The organism is Streptomyces sp. DSM 116795 (assembly GCF_055792905.1).
In genome coordinates, this window is sequence record NZ_CM147707.1 from 781062 (window position 1) to 799212 (window position 18151).

The 18151-nt window shown below is 69.6% G+C and carries 16 protein-coding genes; 9 read left to right on the forward strand and 7 right to left on the reverse strand.

What is annotated here, in order from left to right; genetic code table 11:
- Nucleotides 1-46 precede the first annotated feature (46 nt).
- The 5 genes from ACSMXX_RS03380 to ACSMXX_RS03400 form a co-directional block, all read right to left on the reverse strand.
- Entirely contained in the window at nt 47-3010 is a 2964-nt protein-coding gene (locus ACSMXX_RS03380; RefSeq protein ID WP_473184612.1) for an AfsR/SARP family transcriptional regulator, read from the reverse strand.
- 928 nt (nt 3011-3938) lie between these two features.
- Nucleotides 3939-4772 carry a serine protease family protein gene (locus ACSMXX_RS03385; protein WP_473182535.1) on the reverse strand — a complete coding sequence of 278 codons (834 nt, stop codon included), beginning with the start codon at nt 4770-4772 and terminating at the stop codon, nt 3939-3941.
- Nucleotides 4769-5170, reverse strand: coding sequence for a CU044_2847 family protein (locus ACSMXX_RS03390; protein ID WP_473182536.1), 402 nt, complete (start codon nt 5168-5170; stop codon nt 4769-4771). Before ACSMXX_RS03390 ends, ACSMXX_RS03385 begins: the two co-directional genes overlap by 4 nt.
- Before the next feature lie 36 nt (nt 5171-5206).
- Complete coding sequence (locus tag ACSMXX_RS03395; RefSeq protein ID WP_473182537.1) at nt 5207-5938, reverse strand: FadR/GntR family transcriptional regulator; 732 nt, start codon at nt 5936-5938, stop codon at nt 5207-5209.
- A gap of 126 nt (nt 5939-6064) precedes the next feature.
- Nucleotides 6065-6931 carry an SDR family NAD(P)-dependent oxidoreductase gene (locus ACSMXX_RS03400; RefSeq protein ID WP_473182538.1) on the reverse strand — a complete coding sequence of 289 codons (867 nt, stop codon included), beginning with the start codon at nt 6929-6931 and terminating at the stop codon, nt 6065-6067.
- Nucleotides 6932-7075: 144 nt separating this feature from the next.
- Between ACSMXX_RS03400 and ACSMXX_RS03405 the strand changes: the two genes are divergently transcribed.
- The 5 genes from ACSMXX_RS03405 (at nt 7076) to dgoD (ending at nt 13643) form a co-directional block, all read left to right on the forward strand.
- The gene (locus ACSMXX_RS03405; protein ID WP_473182539.1) at nt 7076-9109 is read left to right on the forward strand and encodes a beta-galactosidase; all 2034 of its coding nucleotides are present in this window, start codon (nt 7076-7078) and stop codon (nt 9107-9109) included.
- An 86-nt stretch (nt 9110-9195) separates the two neighbouring features.
- Nucleotides 9196-10521 (forward strand): ABC transporter substrate-binding protein, encoded by a 1326-nt coding sequence (locus tag ACSMXX_RS03410; RefSeq protein ID WP_473182540.1) that lies wholly within the window; start codon nt 9196-9198, stop codon nt 10519-10521.
- 83 nt (nt 10522-10604) lie between these two features.
- A complete protein-coding gene (locus tag ACSMXX_RS03415; protein ID WP_473184613.1) occupies nt 10605-11516 on the forward strand; it encodes a carbohydrate ABC transporter permease in 912 nt (303 codons plus the stop codon).
- Nucleotides 11513-12433, forward strand: coding sequence for a carbohydrate ABC transporter permease (locus ACSMXX_RS03420; RefSeq protein ID WP_473182541.1), 921 nt, complete (start codon nt 11513-11515; stop codon nt 12431-12433). The genes ACSMXX_RS03415 and ACSMXX_RS03420 overlap by 4 nt, the downstream gene beginning before the upstream one ends.
- A gap of 61 nt (nt 12434-12494) precedes the next feature.
- A complete protein-coding gene (dgoD, locus tag ACSMXX_RS03425) occupies nt 12495-13643 on the forward strand; it encodes a galactonate dehydratase (RefSeq protein ID WP_473182542.1) in 1149 nt (382 codons plus the stop codon).
- Nucleotides 13644-13651: 8 nt separating this feature from the next.
- Here the strand turns inward: dgoD and ACSMXX_RS03430 are convergent, their stop codons facing one another.
- On the reverse strand, nt 13652-14821 hold the full coding sequence (locus ACSMXX_RS03430) for a CapA family protein (RefSeq protein WP_473182543.1): 1170 nt from the start codon (nt 14819-14821) through the stop codon (nt 13652-13654).
- Nucleotides 14822-14923: 102 nt separating this feature from the next.
- Between ACSMXX_RS03430 and ACSMXX_RS03435 the strand changes: the two genes are divergently transcribed.
- The 4 genes from ACSMXX_RS03435 to ACSMXX_RS03450 all read left to right on the forward strand — a co-directional run bounded on the left by ACSMXX_RS03435 (nt 14924) and on the right by ACSMXX_RS03450 (nt 17261).
- A complete protein-coding gene (locus ACSMXX_RS03435; protein ID WP_473182544.1) occupies nt 14924-15175 on the forward strand; it encodes a type II toxin-antitoxin system Phd/YefM family antitoxin in 252 nt (83 codons plus the stop codon).
- Nucleotides 15172-15600: a PIN domain-containing protein gene (locus tag ACSMXX_RS03440; RefSeq protein ID WP_473182545.1), complete on the forward strand. Its 429-nt coding sequence runs from the start codon at nt 15172-15174 to the stop codon at nt 15598-15600. The genes ACSMXX_RS03435 and ACSMXX_RS03440 overlap by 4 nt, the downstream gene beginning before the upstream one ends.
- Before the next feature lie 119 nt (nt 15601-15719).
- Complete coding sequence (locus tag ACSMXX_RS03445; RefSeq protein ID WP_473182546.1) at nt 15720-16346, forward strand: redoxin family protein; 627 nt, start codon at nt 15720-15722, stop codon at nt 16344-16346.
- A 15-nt stretch (nt 16347-16361) separates the two neighbouring features.
- Entirely contained in the window at nt 16362-17261 is a 900-nt protein-coding gene (locus ACSMXX_RS03450; RefSeq protein WP_473182547.1) for a cytochrome c biogenesis CcdA family protein, read from the forward strand.
- Nucleotides 17262-17276: 15 nt separating this feature from the next.
- On the opposite strand, the gene ACSMXX_RS03455 is transcribed toward ACSMXX_RS03450, so the two are convergent.
- Nucleotides 17277-18122, reverse strand: coding sequence for a metallophosphoesterase family protein (locus ACSMXX_RS03455; protein ID WP_473182548.1), 846 nt, complete (start codon nt 18120-18122; stop codon nt 17277-17279).
- Between the last annotated feature and the right edge of the window lie 29 nt (nt 18123-18151).

The window sequence follows — 18151 nt, forward strand, 5'->3', positions numbered from 1 at the left end:
GAGGCGTTGATCATCAAGGCGCGCGAACCGGCCGCCGTCGGACCTCCTAGGCCACGGCGTTGTCTTCGCTCCGTGCCAACAGCTGCCTGACGTCGGCGACTTCCGGAGTCGCCAGTTCCTCGAAGATGGCGAGTGCCTCCTGCCAGCAGGCCTTGGCGCGGCCCGGCTGCGCCAGGGCGTGCAGTGCCTTTCCAAGGGTCACCAGGACGGTTCCCCGGTGCCAGTCGCCACCGATCCCACGCATCGCCAGCGCCTGTTCGGCCTGGCCGGCGGCTTCGGCGGACCGGCCCTGCCCGAGGTGTACTTCGGCAAGACGGAAGTGGACCATGCCTTCCCATCGCGACTGGCGGCTCCTGCGGAACATCTCCAGCGCATCCGACAGCTGCTGCTGTGCCTCTTCCAATGCCCCGTTCGCTGTGAGAGCGACGCCGAGCGTGTAGAGGCCCTTGGCCGCACTTGTGCCGGGAAAACGCCGGAAGACGGCCAGGGCTTCCTCTGCGAGCGTCATCGCCCCGTCGGCACGGTCCAGGCTGACGTGAACCAGGGAAAGATCGCACAGGGCCGCGGCTTCGGAGAGCTGATAGCTGTTTTCGCGGAACAAGGAAAGAGCCTGTTCCAGGAATTCTTCCGCATCGGCATGCCTGCCCTGGAAATCGGCGATGATTCCACGATTGTTCGCCGCGTAGGCGGAGGAAACAGGATCCTCGGAGGCAGCCCCCAGATTGCCCGCCGTGCGCGCTTCTGCTTCGGCGCGGCCGAAGAAGCCCGCCCTCATGTAAAGCGTCGACAATACGGAGCGAGCACGAGCCTCCGCATGAACGTCTCCTGCCGCTTGCGCGCCCTCTTTGACCGCCTCCGCGGCCTGCTCGTACTGACTCGTGCCGAAGCCCGCGTCCACGATGTCGCTGGCGATCATCAACAGGTCGGCTGCCCGGCGCAGCGTCGCACCGGAGGCGAGTTGGCGGATGCAGGAGAGGAAGCAGGCCGACTCGGTGAAGAGCCAGTCGATGGCGGCGCTCTGACCGGTGAAGGCGAGGCCGGTGTCCGTGGTGGGTTCGAGGTGATTGACGAGCCGTTCTTGAGGCCTTTGCAACCGGTACACCTGCGCAGCCGTCGCGAGGTAGAAATCGAGCAGGCGGGAGAGTGCCGCCTCCCGGGCACTCTCCGGTTGCTGGTCGCGTTCAGCGCAGGCCCGGGCGAAGAGCCGGACCAGGTCGTGGAATCGGTAGCGGCCGGGTGCTGCGGATTCGAGCAGAGAAGTGTCGACAAGTGATTCGAGAAGGAATTCCGTCGTATCCGGAGAGAGGTCGAGCACGGCGGCTGCCGCGTCCAAGGAGATATCGGGGCCGTCGGCGAGACCCAGCAGTCGGAAAGCCCGTGCCTGCTCCGGGTCGAGCTGTCCGTAACCGAGCTCGAACGTGGCCTTGATGGCCTGGTCACCGGCCTGGAGTTCATCAAGGCGACGCCGGCCGTCAGCGAGCTTCGAGGCGAGCACGGACACGGTCCAGGTACGCCGTGCTGCCAGCCGGGCCGCGGCGATACGGATGGCCAGCGGCAGGAATCCGCAGACGCCCACGACGTCCATGGCCGCCTTCCGTTCGTTCAGAACGCGTTCCTCACCCACGATCCGCATGAACAATGTCATGGCCTCGTCCGGACTCATGACGTCCAGGTCGAGCAGATAGGCACCCGCCAGATCGACCATGCGAGTCCTGCTGGTGACCAGTGCCACGCTGCCTTCAGGCGGCAGCAGCGGGCGTACCTGTGCGGCGTCCCTGGCGTTGTCCAGGAGAATCAGGACCCGCCTGCCCGTGAGAAGCGAACGGAACAGGGCGGCGCGTTCAGCCACTCCGTCCGGTACCGAGGCGTCAGCGGTGCCCAACGACCGCAGAAAGGCGCCCAGCACCGCACCCGGGTCCGCAGCCGATGGCCCGGCCCCTTGAAGATCGACGTAGAGCTGACCGTCAGGGAAGTACTCGGCGGCCGCATTCGCCACGTGTACGGCCAAGGTGGTCTTGCCGACGCCTGCATTCGCGGAAATGGCGGTCACAGTGCAGTCCGGTTCGGCGAGCTGCCGCACCAGCTCCTCGACGAACATCTCTCGTCCGGTGAAGTCGAAGACGCTCCCGGGCAGTTGAGCCGGCCTGCGTACTACGTCGGCATCGGTGGATTCGTCAGGACCGTGGTTGAGACTTTCGTCGGCCGTCAGGATGCGCTGATGGAGGTCGCTCAGCTCCGGGCGCGGGTCGATGCCGAGTTCATCGGCCAGAAGCCGCCGGGTGTCGGCGTAGACGGCGAGGGCTTCAGCCTGACGGCCGCTGCGGTACAGGGCGAGCATCAGCATCTCGCGCAGCCGCTCCCTCAGCGGGTGGGCGACGGTCAGGTGGGTCAGCTCTGAGACGGCCTCCGCGTACCTGCCTGCCTGAAGGTCGAGGTCGAGTCTGCGCTCCTCCAGACTCAGCCGCCACTCGGTGAGCCTGGCACGCTGCGCCTCCGCGTACGGACCTGGAACATGCGCCAGCGCTGTGCCGTCCCAGTGCTTCAGCGCCGCGTCGTAGAGCGCGCGGGCCTGATCCGTGCTTTCCGACCTCTCGGCGCGCGCCGCAAGATCGAGGACGACGTCGAGATCGAGAGTGGCATCGCCGTTCCTGCGGATCGCGTAGCCGCCGGACTCCCTCACCAGGAGGTCGGCGTCACTGCCCAGTGCCTTCCGGATCCGGCTGGTGTACGTGCGCAACGCGGCCGCGGCCTGGTCAGGGGGGTCGTCGCCCCAGAGCGCGTCGCTCAACTCCTCGACGTCCACATGCCCGCCTCTGAGCAGGAGAGTGGCGAGGGCCGCTCGCTGCTGCGGCGAGCCCATGCTGAGCTCCTGATCACCACGCCAGACCCGGACAGGGCCGAGCACGGAGAAGCGCAGCTTCGACGAGCTGGCTGCGGCGGGCCCTGCGGCCGAGGTCTCCTGCTTGAGCGGTGTCCGGTGGGTGCGAGGTCCGGTGACATTCGCCGGCAGGCCCGGAAGCGGGAATTCCGAGGCTGCTGTCCTGAGCAGGTCTGCCGCGTGCTGAGCGCGCCCGGCCGATGTACCTGCGTGGCTCGCCGTTTGGAACTCCGCATATGCGAGGCCGGCGAAGGCGGCGCGAGCCTGCGGATGCCGCCGGCCGTACCTCGCGGAGGCCTTTTGTGCCGCGATGGCGAGCACTTCCGTCGCACGCTCCATGCGATCCGTCGCGTCAGCCACTCGTGCCGATTCGAGTTCCGCCGAAGCGAGGGTGATCAGCGCCGACAGAGACAGTGGATGCTCGTTCCCCAGCAAGGCGACCAAGCGACGGGCAACGGTCTCCAGTTCGTCCACCAGCGAATCGACATCCGAGTCAGCCCCTGCCCGATGGCTGTTGATCCCCTCCAACTGCACGGAGAGCGCCAGAAGTTGTGTCTCCAGTGCTTCCTGAGTGCCGTTCTCCATCGATCCGGCTTCGGACCTGGCTGCGTCTGCGAGATCGTAGGCCGAGGCCGAGTTGCCCATTCGCATCATGATCGCCGCGTGGTTGGCCAGGGCTCGGGCCCGGTCGGCGCGATCGGACGGCCCGGACTCGGTGGGCAGCGTGGTCAGCGGGTGCATGCGCAGTGCCGTGTCCAGGTCACCGCGGTCGACCAGCAGAATGAGCAACTTGTTACTGAGAGCGGCGCGTTGGGCCCGGGGTACGGGATGACCCTCCAAGGTCCACCGCGTCAGCACGTTCGTGACGTCGTGGGCGACGTTCTGGAGCCCCGCCGCCTCCAGCAGCGGGACGAAGTAGGCGAGGCGACCGGGCGTCTCCTGGTCGAGCACGGTCTCGGTCCGGTCGACGAACGCGCAGGCCTGCGTCTTGAGCCGTGAGCGCGATGCTTCGTCTCCGCATGCGGCGTTCTCGGCACAGACGATGACCTCTGCCCACGACTCAAGCACGGCCGCCGCCCCCCAGTTCGCCGTCGATCACTCGCTGCGCCACACGCGACTGGAGTTCGGCGGCCTGCGTGGCGTCGATGAGCCCGCGCTCTGACCATTGCCGCAGGGCGACCAGCAGCGATTCTCCCTCCGCTATGCGCTCCGACCTCTCCGTCTCCGGACTTCCCCACCGGCGGGCGGGTGAGTCGTGGTTCTGCGAGGGAGGCCGGATGACGTCGATGAGATGGCTGACGTCGAATTGGTCGAAGCGCCGCAGGGCATCGGCGATCGTCGCGGCGATGAGTACGTTGGCCGCACGCTGCTCGGTGGAGTGCCTGTCGAGCACCTGCTCCAACAGGATGCCGAGGACGGTCGGTTCACGCTCATCGGAGCCGCGTTCCACCGGCCCTCCGGAATAGCCGGAATAGTCGCCGAGATGCTGGTCCGCGGTCAGCTGCAGGGCCTCGATCACGCCTCCGCCTTCGCAGGTGTGACGGGTTCCGCCATAGTCGACGCTTCCGGTGAGCCTGGCATCCCCGGGGGCAGGCTGGTACGGACCCGACCACCGGTCTCCGCGCTTGGCGATTCCCGCTGCCGGCAAGGGCAGCGGGACGTCATGTGCTTCGGCGATCTCGATCAGGGCCAGGTCGGCCTCCTTCGCTCGTCGGCAGACATGACCGCGCACGCTGCGCTCCCCCACGACGTCGATCTCCACCGCGTCGTCAAGAGGGTCCAGCCCTCGTAGGCAATGCAGCGCGGTGAGCACGTACCGGCGTGTGAGCAGGAACCCGGCACCCAGGCGCCGTCGCGACTGGTAGAGATCCACCCAATAGCCGGTGCGCGTCATGGTGTTGCCGGAGCCCGTTCCACGGTGAGGGTGACTTCGAACGACGCCTCCGCCGACGCCTTGGAGAGGATTACGCCGGCCTCAGCTCCGAGAGTGAGCCCGAAGACGACCTCCGCGCTGGAGACGCGCCATCCGTCACGCTGCGGCACGCGGGACAGCGACTGCTGGGCGAGGGCGGAAGCCTGAAGGATGGCCTCCTGCACCTCGGCCGCTCGTTCGCCGAGCAACTCGGAGGCACGTGTTCTTGTGCCGATTTGCCGGGAACCGGCCGCATCGAGAGCAACCGTTTCGACTCTTACCTCTGGCACTGTCACTGCGGACGTCCCCCGATCGCCACTTGCGCCCCCGCGTGGACCAACTCCCAACTCCCATAAGCGTAACGGTGATTGGAAGGCCACAAGGCAGGATGCCCCACCCCTTCGTACTGCCTCGGATCAGCCCGTGCGCCCCGCTCTCCGGATCTCCTCCAGGTCGCGGGCCGACTGCTCCAGGAGGGCCCGCATGGCCGCCTCCGCAGCGTCGGGGTCCTGCGCCCGTACGGCGTCGAGGACGGCGCCGTGGCTCGGCACGGGATTCTGCGGCCGGTGGCCGGAGGCGTGGACGAGCCGGTCGCGGTGGGCGAGGCCCGTGGCGATGACCATCTCCATGCGCTCCAGCATCTCGTTGTGCGATGCCGCGAGCAGGGCCCGGTGGAAGGCGAGGTCGGCGTCGACGGCCTCGTCGCCGACCTCCGAGGCCCGCGCCATCGCCTCCAGCGCGTCGTCCAGTGCCGCCAGGTCCGCCTCGGTGCGGCGCTCCGCGGCGAGCCGTACCGCGGCCGGTTCGACGATGCCGCGCACCTCGCCCAGGTCCCGCAGCAGGGGGTTGCCGGCGCCTGCGGCCGGACCTTCCGCGGACTCGAACTGCCAGCGGAGCACGTCCGCGTCGAGGAAGTGCCAGTCGGCGCGCGGCCGTACGAACGTGCCCCGCTTCTGCCGGGCGTCGACCATGCCCTTGGCGGCGAGCACCTTCAGCGACTCGCGCAACGCGGTGAGGCTGACGCCGAGTTCGGTCTGAAGCGCGCCCAGGTCGAGCGTGTCCCCCTCGCCGATACGGCCGCTCAGCACGCGGTGCGCGATGGTCTCGACGGTCTGGCCGTGTACCCCGCGGCGCGCATAACCGGACATTGCCCTGACCCTTCTCTCTCTCCCGTTGGTCGTCCCCCGCTCCCCCCAGTCCCCCGCTTCGGGGCCCGGCTCCCCGACTCCCCTGTCACGAAAGGGACTTCTGTCATGCCTGCCATGAATGGGACTTCATGCCGAGGACTTCATGACGCTCCACCCCCCGTCGACGAGGAGGCTCGCGCCGGTGACGTACGACGCCTCCGGCGAAGCAAGGTACGCGACCGCGGAGGCGACCTCCTCCGGCGTGCCGAACCGGCGGGCGGCGGTCTCCGCGACGCTGGCCGCCCGCTCCTCCTCCGGCACGCGGTCCCACAGCCCGGTGAGGACCGGGCCCGGGAGCACGGTGTTGAACCGCACCTGCGGCCCGTACTCGACGGTCAACTGGCCGCAGAGGGAGAGCAGTCCGCCCTTCGCGGCGGCGTACGCGGGATGGCCGGGAATTCCGCGGTGCGCGTGTACGGAGGAGACGAGGACGACGGCTCCGCGCTCGGCACGCAGATCTTCGAGGCAGGCGCGTACGCCGAGGAAAGCGGCGGTGAGCCCGACGGAGATCTGCCGGTTCCACGAGTCGGGCGACGTCTCGTGCGCGGGGGCGACCTCCACCTTCACGGCGTTGCTGACCAGGACGCCGACGGGCCCGTAGGCGCGGGCGGATTCGAGGATGCGCCCCCACGCCTCCTGCGACGCCACGTCCGCCTGCACGAAGACCGCGTCGCCGCCGGCTTCGCGTATCTCCTTCGCGACCCGTGCGCCCCGCGCCTCGTCGACGTCGGCGACGACGACGGCGGCGCCCTCCGCGGCCAGGCGGCGAGCGGTGGCGGCGCCGATGCCCGTGGCGGAGCCGGTCACGACGGCGGTGCGGCCGCGGAAGCGGCCCGCGGCTCCCGCGGACGCGGCCTCAGTCCCTGCCTCGGCACGGGTCCCCGCCTCGGCCCCGCCCCCGGCCGCGGACTCGTCCGCAGGCTCGGTCGTGGGCCCGGTCGTCGGACCTGTCATGGCGCTCCTCCCTCCTCCGGTACGGACCGTCGCCCGGAGGGTTGACCGCCACCCGAGCTGCACTTACGTTAATTCATAATTAATGGATTGACCACGCTTGGCGTCCGAGAGCGACCGACCCGAGAGGCGAAGGTGCGCAGCAGCATGAGGGCAGACAGGCCTGAAGGGCCGGACAGGCGGATCCACTTCGGCGGCGACTACTACCCCGAACAGTGGCCCGAGGAGGTGTGGGCCGAGGACACCCTGCTGATGAAGGAGGCCGGGGTCACCCTGGTGACGGCAGGGGTCTTCGCGTGGGCAAGGGTCGAACCGCGCCCCGGCGAATGGGACTTCGGGTGGTTCGACCGCGTCATGGACAACCTCGCGCAGGCGGGTCTCCGCGTGTGCCTGGCGACGATGACCGCGTCGCCGCCGCCGTGGCTGTCGCGGATGCACCCGGAGATCCTTCCCGAGACCGAGGACGGCCGCCGCAAGTGGCCCGGCAGCAGGCAGCACTACTGCCCCTCCAGCCCCGTCTACCGCGAGTACGCCACCCGGCTCGCCGAACAGGTCGCGACCCGCTACGCACAGCACCCGGCCCTTGAGGTGTGGCACGTCGGCAACGAGTACGGCTGCCATATCCGCCAGTGCTTCTGCGACGTCTCGGCCGCGGACTTCCGCCGCTGGCTGCGCGAGCGCTACGGCACCGTCGACGTCCTCAACGACGCCTGGAACACCGCCTTCTGGTCGCAGCGCTACGACTCCTTCGAGGAAGTGCTGCCGCCGCGCCTCGCGCCCACGTTCGCCAACCCCTCCCAGCAGCTGGACTACCTGCGCTTCAGCGACGACGCGCTGCGCCAGTGCTATCTCGCCGAGCTGGCCGTGCTGCGCCGTCTCACCCCGGACGTACGGGTGACGACGAATCTGATGCCGCACCACAAGCCGGTGGACGCCTTCGAGTGGGCACGCCACCAGGACGTGATGTCCCTGGACTTCTACCAGGACCCCTACGATCCGGACACGCACCTCGGCGCCGCGTTCAACTTCGACCTCATGCGCTCGGCTCGCGGCGGGCAGCCGTGGATGCTGCTGGAGCAGGCGCCCAGCGCGGTGAACTGGCGTCCGCGCAACAGCCCGAAGCCCCCCGGTGCGATGCGGCTGTGGAGCTGGCAGGCGGTCGCGCAGGGCGCCGACGCGATCATGTATTTCCAGTGGCGGCAGTCGCTGGGCGGCGCCGAGAAGTTCCACTCCGCGATGCTGCCGCACGGCGGCACGGACACCCGCATCTTCCGCGAAGTGAGCGGGCTCGGGCGCGAGTTCGCCTCCGTACCGGAGATCGCGGGCACCCGCTCACGCGCGGAGGCGGCGCTGCTGACGGACTGGAACAGCTGGTGGGCGCTGGAACTCGACTCGCATCCCTCGACCGCCCTCGACCAGACGCTGATCAACCGCGCTCACCACCGTGCGCTCTTCGATGCGGGCGTGGCCTGCGACATCATTCCGCCGGCGAGTGAACTGTCCGGCTACAAGCTCGTCGTCGTCCCGAATCTCTATCTGCTCCGTGAGGACGACGCCCGCCGGCTGGCGGAGTACGTGGAGGACGGCGGGCACCTGCTCGTCTCGTTCTTCTCCGGCATCGTCGACGAGCGCGACCGCGTCCACCAGGGCGGATACCCGGCGCCGCTGCGGCAGTTGCTCGGTCTGCGCGTCGAGGAGTTCTGGCCGCTGGACGAGGGCGAGAGCGTGCCCGTCGAGGGTGTGGCGCCGGGCGGGCCCGTCGAGGAGCGGGGCGCCGAGGGTGATCTGTGGTCGGAGGCGGTGGAGTTGGAGGGCGCGGAGGCCGTGGCGGTCTTCGGCGCCGGCGAGTTGGCGGGACGTCCCGCCGTCACCCGGCACGGCTACGGCCGCGGCACCGCCTGGTATGCCGGCACGCGCCTCGAACACGCGGCCATGCGCCGTCTGCTGGACCACGTGCGGCAGTCGGCTGGGGTGGGCCCCGTGCTGCCCGGACTGCCCGACCGCGTCCAGGCCACGGTCCGCGAGGACGACGAGCACAGCTTCCTGTTCCTGCTCAACCACGGCGACGGCTCTGCCGTCGTCGAACTGCTGGAACCGATGCGTGACCGCCTGAGCCCGGGCTCCGGCGCGGTCACCTCCGTGTCGCTTCCGCCGCGCGGCGTCGCGGTCATGGAGCGCTGAGAGCCCGACAGTCCCCCTCGGCCTCCGGCCTGGGGGACCCCCTCCCTGGACCTCCGGTCCGGGGGACTCCCTCACAAGGAGGTCAGATGCCGGTCCGTAGGAAGGTCCTCTCCTGGGGCGCCGCCGCTGCCGCGACTCCCGCGCTCGCTGCCTGCGGCGAGTCGGCCGGCGCCGCACGGCTCACCGAGCAGGCACCGCGCAGGGACGGCCGCAAGGTCGAGCTCGTCTTCTGGACGTGGGTGCCGCTGCAGAAGGCGGTCGCCCTGTGGAACAAGACGCATCCCGACATCCACGTACAGGTGCAGATCGTGCCCGCCAACACCCAGGGCGGCTACCAGAAGATGCATGCGTCGCTGAAGGCCGGCAGCCCGCCGGACCTGGCGCAGATCGAGTACTACGCACTGCCCGAATTCATGCTGGTCAACGGGCTGACGAACCTGAGCGAGCACGGCGCCGACAAGCTCAAGGACGACTACGTCGACTGGCAGTGGAACCAGGGCGTCTTCGGCGGCCGGGTCCACGCGATGCCGCAGGCCTCGGGGCCCATGGCCCACTACTACCGCAAGGACCTCTTCGAGCGCTGGGACATCGAAGTGCCGCGCACCTGGGACGAGTTCCGCACCGCCGCGCTCAAGGTCAACAAGCGCGGCGGCGGCGCCCACATCTGTGCCTTCCCGCCCAACAACGCCCAGTGGTACGCCGCGTTCCCCTGGCAGCGCGGCGCGCAGTGGATCCGCTCCGAGGGCGACACCTGGATCGTCGACATCGACAGCAAGGCATCGCTCGAAGTCGCCGACTTCTGGGACGGATTGCTGCGGGACGGGCTGCTCGCGGTCATGCCGGACACGCAGAGCGTCTGGTACAAGGCCGTGCAGTCCGGGCAGCTGGTGAGCTGGCTCGCGGCGCAGTGGGGAGACGCGCTGCTGCGCGGCAACGCCCCCGGCACGAAAGGCAAATGGCGCGTTACGGAGCTTCCGCAGTGGGAGGCGGGGCAGACCGCCTCCGCCAACTGGGGAGGTTCGTCCACCGCGATACTCCAGGGCACCCGCCACCCCGCCGAAGCCATCGAATTCGCGCACTGGCTCAACACCGACCCCAAGAGCATCGACCTTCTGGTCAAGGCCGGTTACGGATGGCCGGCCGCCAACGTAGACCTGGACGAGACGGCACTCGGCAAGCCTGATCCGTTCTTCGGCGGCCAGCGCTACAACGAGGTGTTCCAGACCTCCGACCGCCGCGTCGACACCTCCTGGAAGTGGGCCCCGACCACTGTCCAGTCCTTCGAGCACATCAAGGACGCCTTCGGACGCGCCGCCGCCGGGAAGGTCAGCCTCATGGACGCGCTGCGCGACGTACAGGGCCGCGTCGTCGACGACTTGAAGGCCAAGGGGCTCAAGGTGAGGAGCGCATGATGGCGACACAGGCCGAACCGGCAGCCGGGAGGGACGCCACTGCCGCCGCTGCCTCCTCCAAAGACACCGGGAACTCCGGCGGCATGTCCGTACGCGGCGGCACCCGGCGTTCCTCGCGGCCCGACCGCTCCGCCTGGCTCTTCCTCGGTCCGTTCCTCGCGCTCTTCGTCTTCACCTTCGTCCTGCCGATCGGCTACGCCGTCTACCAGAGCCTGCTCAAGGTCGAACGGCACGGCCCGCTCGGCCTGGGCGCGCCGAGCGTGGGCTTCGGCGGCCTGGAGAACTACACCCTCGCCCTCCAGCAGGACGACTTCGTCGACAGCTTCGGGCGGGTGCTGCTCTTCGGCATCGTCCAGGTGCCCGTGATGCTGGTGCTCGCACTGACGCTGGCGCTGCTGCTGGACCAGGTCTCGAACCGCTGGGCAGGGCTGCTGCGCGCCTCGTACTTCATGCCGTACGGCATCCCCGGCGTCATCGCGACCATCCTGTGGGGATTTCTGTACGTGCCGGGGATCAGCCCCATCACCGAGGTGCTCGGCGGCGCCGCGCCCGACTTCCTCGGTTACGACAACGTGCTGTGGTCGATCGCGAACATCGTCGTCTGGGAGTTCGCCGGCTACAACATGCTGATCATCATCGCTCAGCTGAAGTCCATACCGCAGGAGCTGTACGAGGCGGCGAAGATCGACGGAGCGGGACCGTGGCAGACGGCGCTGCGGATCAAGATTCCGCTGGTGCGCCCGGCACTCGTCCTCACCTGCGTCTTCTCCATCATCGGCACGATGCAGCTGTTCGCGGAGCCGCTCGTGGTCAGGCTGCTGGCGCCCGCGGTGACCGCCAGCTTCACGCCCAACCTCAGTGCCTACAACGACGCTTTCGCGAACGCCAACATCTATCTGGCCGCGGCGAAGTCCGTGATTCTCGCCCTTGTCGCATGCGCGTTGTCGTTCGGCTTCCTCAGTTTCGTCACCCGCAAGGAGAGGAGTGGGCGATGAGCGCGACGACCACGAGTGAACCGGTCCCGGCCGCACGGCCGCCCTCCCCCGCGACCGCGGCACCGGCCGCGCCGCGCCGCATGCCGTCGCCTGGGCGCATCCTGCTCGTCGCCTCGCTCGCGATCGCCGCCGGCTACTTCCTGCTGCCGGTCTACTGGCTGGTCGTGGCCGCGACGAAGAGCACGGCGAACCTCTACGGCAGCACCGGACTCTGGTTCGACAGCCCGCAGTTGCTGCACAACATCACACAGATCCTCACCTACGACGGAAACATCTATCTGCAGTGGGTGCTGAACTCGCTGCTGTACGCGGGAGTCGGCGCCGCGCTCGCCACTCTGCTCGCGGCCGCGGCGGGCTTCGCCCTCGCCAAGTACCGCTTCCGGGGCCGGGAAGCAGCGTTCAAGGCCGTGCTCGCGGGTGTGCTGCTGCCGCACACCGCGCTGGCTCTGCCGCTCTACCTGATGTTCAACAAGATCGGCCTGGTCAACACCTACTGGGCGGTGCTGATCCCCAGCCTCGTCAGCCCCTTCGGCGTCTACCTCTGCCGCATCTTCGCCGCGTCGGCGGTCGACGACACGTTGCTGGAGGCGGCGCGGGTGGACGGGGCACGCGAGGGGCGGATCTTCTTCGGACTGGTGCTGCGCATCATGTCGCCCGCCCTGGTGACGGTCTTCCTCTTCCAGTTCGTGGGCATCTGGAACAACTACTTCCTGCCGCTGGTCATGCTCTCCGACGACCGTAAGTACCCGATCACGCTGGGCCTGACCACCTGGCAGACCGCAGCGGACCGGGTGCCCGAACTCGTCCAGTACACCGTCGGAGGCGCCTTCCTCTCCGTCATCCCGCTGGCCATCGCGATGCTGGTGCTCCAGCGCTACTGGAGGACCGGCCTCACCGAGGGAAGCGTGAAGGGGTGAGTGGCGCAGAACCCTCCGCACCGGCTGCCCTGAGCCCGAACTGATCCACCTGGAGCACCACTTGAAGATCACCCGAGTCGAGACCTTCGCCGTGCCGCCGCGCTGGCTCTTCTGCCGCATCGAGACGGACGACGGTCTCGTCGGCTGGGGCGAGCCCGTGGTGGAGGGCCGTGCCGACAGCGTGCGTACGGCCGTGCAGGAGCTCGCCGACCAGTTCCTCGTCGGCGCGGACCCCTCGCGCATCGAGGACCTGTGGCAGCTCATGACGAAGGGATCCTTCTACCGCGGCGGACCCGTCCTCTCCAGCGCCGTCGCCGGCATCGACCAGGCGCTGTGGGACATCGCGGGCAAGGCGCTCGACGCTCCCGTGCACCGGCTGCTTGGCGGTCCGGTGCGGGAGCGTGCACGCGCCTACAGCTGGGTGGGCGGCGACGAGCCGGCCGCCGTGCGTGACCAGGTCGCCGCCCAGGTGGACGCCGGGTTCACCGCGGTGAAGATGAACGCCTCGGGCAGGATGAGCCGGCTTCCCACCGTCTCCGAGCTGAACGAGGTGGCGGCGAGGGCGGAGGCCGCACGTGAAGCCCTCGGCCCCGGGCGGGACTTCGCGATCGACTTCCACGGCCGCTTCTCGACCGCGGGCGCGGTCAGGGCGGCCGGGGTGCTGGAGCCTTACGCGCCCATGTTCGTGGAAGAGCCCGTACTGCCCGAGTACACGCACCTTCTGGCGAGGGTGACCGACGCGACGTCCCTGCCGGTCGCCACCGGCGAGCGGCTCTTCTCCCGTACGGACGTGCTGCCCGCGCTGCAGGCGGGAGCAGCCGTGCTCCAGCCCGACCTCTCGCACGCGGGCGGCATTTCGGAGTGCCGCCGCATCGCGACGCTCGCCGAGACCTTCGACGTGTCGGTCGCACCGCACTGCCCGCTGGGTCCGCTCGCGCTCGCCGCGTCCCTGCAACTCGCCTTCTGCACCCCGAACTTCCTCATACAGGAGCAGTCCATCGGCATCCACTACAACAAGGGGGCCGAACTGCTCGACTACGTCGCCGATCGGTCCGTCTTCCGCTTCGAGGAGGGACATCTGCTGCGGCCGACCGGGCCGGGGCTGGGTGTCGAGATCGACGAGAAGGCCGTACGCGCGGCGGACGGCTCGGCGGAGAGCTGGCACAACCCGGTCTGGCGGCACGGGGACGGCGCGTTCGCGGAGTGGTGAGCGCGCTGTCAGGGGTGGGCGGGGCGACCGCCCGCCGCATCGGGGTGGCGCTGCTCCACCGCCCGGAGGGTGAGCATGCCGTTCTCGCCGTTCTCGACCCGTACGCCGAACTCGCGGCTGACGCGGTCGAGTACACCGCGCAGCCACTCCGCGTCCTGCGGTGCCGCATGCCGCAGCCGCATCTGCCGCGACTGGAAGGGCGCCATGTGCAGGGCCGCCAGGCGACCCGTGTCCGCCTCGACGGAGACGAGATAGAGCAGCCGAAGATCGTCGCGGTACTCCTCGTGACCCTCGACGCCCTCGTAGTCGTCGACGAAGTCGCCGCAGCCGTAGAGCACGAGCTTGCCCCGGTACACCTCGACGGGGCGCGGGTGGTGCGAGGAGTGCCCGTGGACGACGTCGACGCCGCCGCCGTCGATGAGCGCGTGCGCGAAGGCCCTCTGGTCACCGGGCACGCCGTAACCCCAGTTGGAGCCCCAGTGCACCGACGCGACGACGACGTCCCCGATGCGCCGCGACTCCCGCATGCGGGAGGAGACTTGGGCAGCTTCGGCCTGGGTGGGCAGGGCCAGGAAGTTCACTCCGGAACGGTCCGGCCTCGCGGCCCACTCCGGCGGGATGCCGCTGGAGGGCGTCCCCATGGAGACGACGAGCACTCGCCGCCGTCCGCCGACCGGGACCACCGCGGGAGCGCACGCCTCGTCCGCGTCCCGTCCCGCTCCGGCGGTCCGCAGGCCCGCCTCCGCGAGTGCGTCCAGCGTCTCCTCGAGGCCGGGCCGCCCGAAGTCCAGCACGTGGTTGTTCGCCAGTACGCACACGTCGGGCCGTGCGGCGCTCAGGCAGCCGAGGTTGCCGGGGGTCATCCGGTAGTGAACGCCCTTGTGCGGGTCGAAACCGCTGTGCCGGGTGACGCTGGTTTCGAGGTTGATCACCCGCACGTCGGGTGCGGCCTCGTCCAGCACCTCCAGGGCATCGCCCCACGGCCAGGCGGGCTCCACGGGCGCGGGGATCTTCCCGCTGACGGCCTCCACCAGCTCGACGTAGGCCCGCGCGTCCCGCATGAAGCCCTCGTGCAGCTCCGGAGCGCCCGGATGCGGAAGGATCTGATCGACACCGCGGCCGAGCATGACGTCACCGCACAGGGACAAAGTGACCGTATCGGCAGATTCGGGGCTCATCGCAGCAATATATGCGGATCACCCTCTGTGCTCGGCCCCGTACTTACGGTTGATCAAGAGATCGATTACCGCCCGGCACGCAGGCGTAGTAAGTTGTAGTACATGGAGACCACCGCGCGTGAGTTCAATCAGAACGCCTCGAGAATCCTCGCCGCCGCCGAGGGCGGTGAGCGCGTCACGGTGACCAAGAACGGCCGGCCGGTCGCCATACTGTCCCCCGTCATGACCGAGACCGTCGCCGCGTACCCGACGGACCCCATGGGAGATGACGAGGACGCCCCGGTCTTCTACAGCGGCTCCGCCGTGGACTGGTCAGCCGGGCGCGGAAGCTATCTGGAAGGGTTCGGCGCGTGACCGTTCTGATCGCCGACACCTCGGGCCTGTACGCCCACTTCGACGGAAGCGCACCCGAACACGGCGCGTGCCGCAAGGCCGTTGCGGCGGCATCCCATCTCGTGGTCACGCCGTTCGTGCTGGCCGAACTCGACTACCTGATCAGCACGCGCATCGGCCCGGATGCGGCGCAAGGCGCGCTGGCCCATGTCCGTGACCGCGCCGCGGTGCGACGCTATGCCGTGCCGGAGACCGAGCATCACCTCTCCACGGCGCTGGTCACGATGCGCCGTTACCCGCAGATCGGTCTGACGGCCACCATGAACATGGTGATGGCGGCCGAATACCACACGGACTCCCTGCTGACGCTCGATCACCGTCACTTCCGGATGGTGCGCCCCTTGACGGGCCACTCCGCATTCCGGCTGCTCCCCGACGACATGTAGCCGGCGACCTCCGGGGGGCGCGGCGCCCCGGCCGGATTAGTCAGCTGCCGCTAAAGACCGTCCGTCGCCGTGCGGGACCTCCTAGCGTGATGAGCCCGATTCATCACCAGAGGATTCAGATGATGCGTGCCGGTCGAACCCGTGTGGCCCTCACCGCCCTGCTCGTGGCGAGCTCCCTGTCCGTTGCCGGCTGCGGCATGGACGACGGAGGCTCCGCGTCCCCCAAGCCCGCGGACAAGGGATCGGCGGACGGCGCCGGGAAGGCGCCGGAGGAGGACAAGGGCAAGGGCGAAGGCGCCCCGGAGGGCGTCGCCCCGGGAGAGAAGGCACCGGACGGCGCCCCCGCGAAGCTGCAGTTCGCGAGCCAGACGCTCGACGGCAAGGCGTTCAAGGGCTCGTCGCTGGCGGACAAGCCGTCGGTGCTGTGGTTCTGGGCGCCGTGGTGCGGGACGTGCCAGGGCCAGGCGGCGCAGACGGCGAAGCTCGCCGACAAGTACAAGGGCAAGGTCAACTTCGTCGGCGTGGCCGGGCTGGACAAGACCGACCCGATACGCAACTTCGTCAAGGCGCAGAAGGTCGGCAACTTCCCCCACCTCAACGACCAGAAGGGTGCCGTCTGGAAGAAGTTCGGCATCTCGCAGCAGAGTTCGTACGTCATGCTCGACAAGAACGGCAAGACGGTCCATTCGGGAGTGGCGACCGGTCCCGACCAGCTGACCAAGCAGGTGGCCGGGCTCGCCGGCTGAACCGCCCGACGCCCCATGGCCGATCTGCCCTTCGCGCTGGCGCTGACCGCGGGCATGCTCGCGGCGGTGAATCCCTGTGGCTTCGCGCTTCTGCCTGCCTATCTGTCGCTGCTCGTGCTGGGCGACGATTCGCCTTCGCGGGGCGCCGCCGTGGGGCGCGCGCTGGCGGCGACCGCCGCCATGACGCTGGGATTCGCTGCCGTCTTCGGGGTCTTCGGTCTGGTGGTCGCCCCCGTGGCGAGCCAGGTGCAGCAGCACCTGCCGTGGTTCACGGTGGTCTTCGGGCTGCTGCTCGCGGGGGCCGGCGGGTGGCTGCTGGCAGGGCGTGAACTGCCCACGCTGCTTCCCAAGGTCCGCCGCGCGCCCGGCGTCACCCGTTCCGTTCCGTCCATGGCGCTCTTCGGGGGTGCGTACGCCGTCGCCTCGCTCGGCTGCACGATCGCGCCGTTCCTGGCGATCGTCGTCTCGGCTTTCCGCACCGGGTCCGCCGCCGGCGGGATGCTGCTCTTCGGGGCGTACGCGGCGGGGATGGGCGCCGTCGTCGGTACGGCGGCCCTGGCGGTGGCGCTGGCCCGTACGTCCACCGTCGGGCGGCTGCGGAGTCTGGGTGCGGTCGCGTCCCGGCTGGGCGGCGGGCTGCTGGTCCTCGTGGGCGCATACACGGCGTACTACGGCTGGTACGAGATCCGCGCACTGAGCGGCGGCACGCTGAGCGGCGACCCGGTCATCGACGCCGCGGGCACCGTGCAGCGGACGGTCGCCGCCGCCTTGGAGTGGACGGGGATTCCCGTGGTGGCGGGGGCGTTCGCGGTGCTGCTCGTCGTCGCGGCGGCACGCTTCCGGTGGCGCGGGCGCCGGTCGGGCGCACCGCTGCCGGGCGAGCGGGGCGTGGAGCGGGATCCGGCCGGCAAGTGAGTCCGGCCTTCCCGGTCATCCGGATCCGCCAGCCGGAGGGGCGGAGACCGGCGCCGGAAGTATCCGACGGGGCGTACGGGGATCGCCGTACCGGCGGCGCTCCCGCGGATAGCAGAGCGAGACCTCCTCGAACCGTACGCCGTCGTGCCAGGTGGTACGGGGGATGTGGAGGTGCCCGTAGACCACGGCCTCGGCACGGTATTGCAGGTGCCACCGAGCGGTGCGCTCCGTGCCGCACCACAGGGCGAGTTCGGGGCGGTGCAGCAGCTCTGTCTGCTCGCGCAGCAGCGGGAAGTGGTTGACCAGCACCGTCGGCAGACCGGTGTCGCGGGCGGCCAGGCGGCGTTCGGTCTCCTCCAGCCGCGCCTCGCACCAGGCCTCGGCGTTCGGATAGGGGTCCGTGTGCAGCACGGCTTCGTCCGCGCACAGCACCCCGGCCGCGCGGGCCCGGGCAAGGCCTTCCGGCTTGGTCCGGGTGCCTGGCGGGCGGAAGGTGTAGTCGTAGAGCAGATGGAGCGGGGCGACGGTGACCGGTCCGCCCGCGCCACGCCAGACCGGATAGGGGTCCTCCGGGGTGACCACGCCCAACTCCCGGCAGAGACCGACGAGATGCCGGTAGCGCCGTTCACCGCGGAGCTGGAGAGGGTCGGAAGGCGGAGTCCACAGTTCGTGGTTGCCCGGCGCCCAGACCACCGTGTGGAAGCGGCTGCTGAGGGTGCGCAGAACGCCTGCCACGTCTTCGGCCCGCTCCGCAGTGTCTCCGGCGACCAGCAGCCAGTCCTCCGGCGTGCGGGGCCGGAGGTCCTCCACGAAGCGCCGGTTCGCGGGATGGGCGACGTGCAGGTCGCTCACGGCGAACACCGCCGGAGTGTCCGGGCCGCCTCCCGGGC

What these genes read in the sequence shown, in the direction of transcription:
- ACSMXX_RS03385 (WP_473182535.1), bottom strand. Translation starts at nt 4,772, where the DNA reads ATGACGCGCACCGGCTATTGGGTGGATCTCTACCAGTCGCGACGGCGC.
- ACSMXX_RS03405 (WP_473182539.1), top strand. Translation starts at nt 7,076, where the DNA reads ATGAGGGCAGACAGGCCTGAAGGGCCGGACAGGCGGATCCACTTCGGC.
- ACSMXX_RS03435 (WP_473182544.1), top strand. Translation starts at nt 14,924, where the DNA reads ATGGAGACCACCGCGCGTGAGTTCAATCAGAACGCCTCGAGAATCCTC.
- ACSMXX_RS03445 (WP_473182546.1), top strand. Translation starts at nt 15,720, where the DNA reads ATGATGCGTGCCGGTCGAACCCGTGTGGCCCTCACCGCCCTGCTCGTG.
- ACSMXX_RS03420 (WP_473182541.1), top strand. Translation starts at nt 11,513, where the DNA reads ATGAGCGCGACGACCACGAGTGAACCGGTCCCGGCCGCACGGCCGCCC.
- ACSMXX_RS03415 (WP_473184613.1), top strand. Translation starts at nt 10,605, where the DNA reads ATGTCCGTACGCGGCGGCACCCGGCGTTCCTCGCGGCCCGACCGCTCC.
- ACSMXX_RS03395 (WP_473182537.1), bottom strand. Translation starts at nt 5,938, where the DNA reads ATGTCCGGTTATGCGCGCCGCGGGGTACACGGCCAGACCGTCGAGACC.
- ACSMXX_RS03430 (WP_473182543.1), bottom strand. Translation starts at nt 14,821, where the DNA reads ATGAGCCCCGAATCTGCCGATACGGTCACTTTGTCCCTGTGCGGTGAC.
- ACSMXX_RS03410 (WP_473182540.1), top strand. Translation starts at nt 9,196, where the DNA reads ATGCCGGTCCGTAGGAAGGTCCTCTCCTGGGGCGCCGCCGCTGCCGCG.
- ACSMXX_RS03400 (WP_473182538.1), bottom strand. Translation starts at nt 6,931, where the DNA reads ATGACAGGTCCGACGACCGGGCCCACGACCGAGCCTGCGGACGAGTCC.
- ACSMXX_RS03450 (WP_473182547.1), top strand. Translation starts at nt 16,362, where the DNA reads ATGGCCGATCTGCCCTTCGCGCTGGCGCTGACCGCGGGCATGCTCGCG.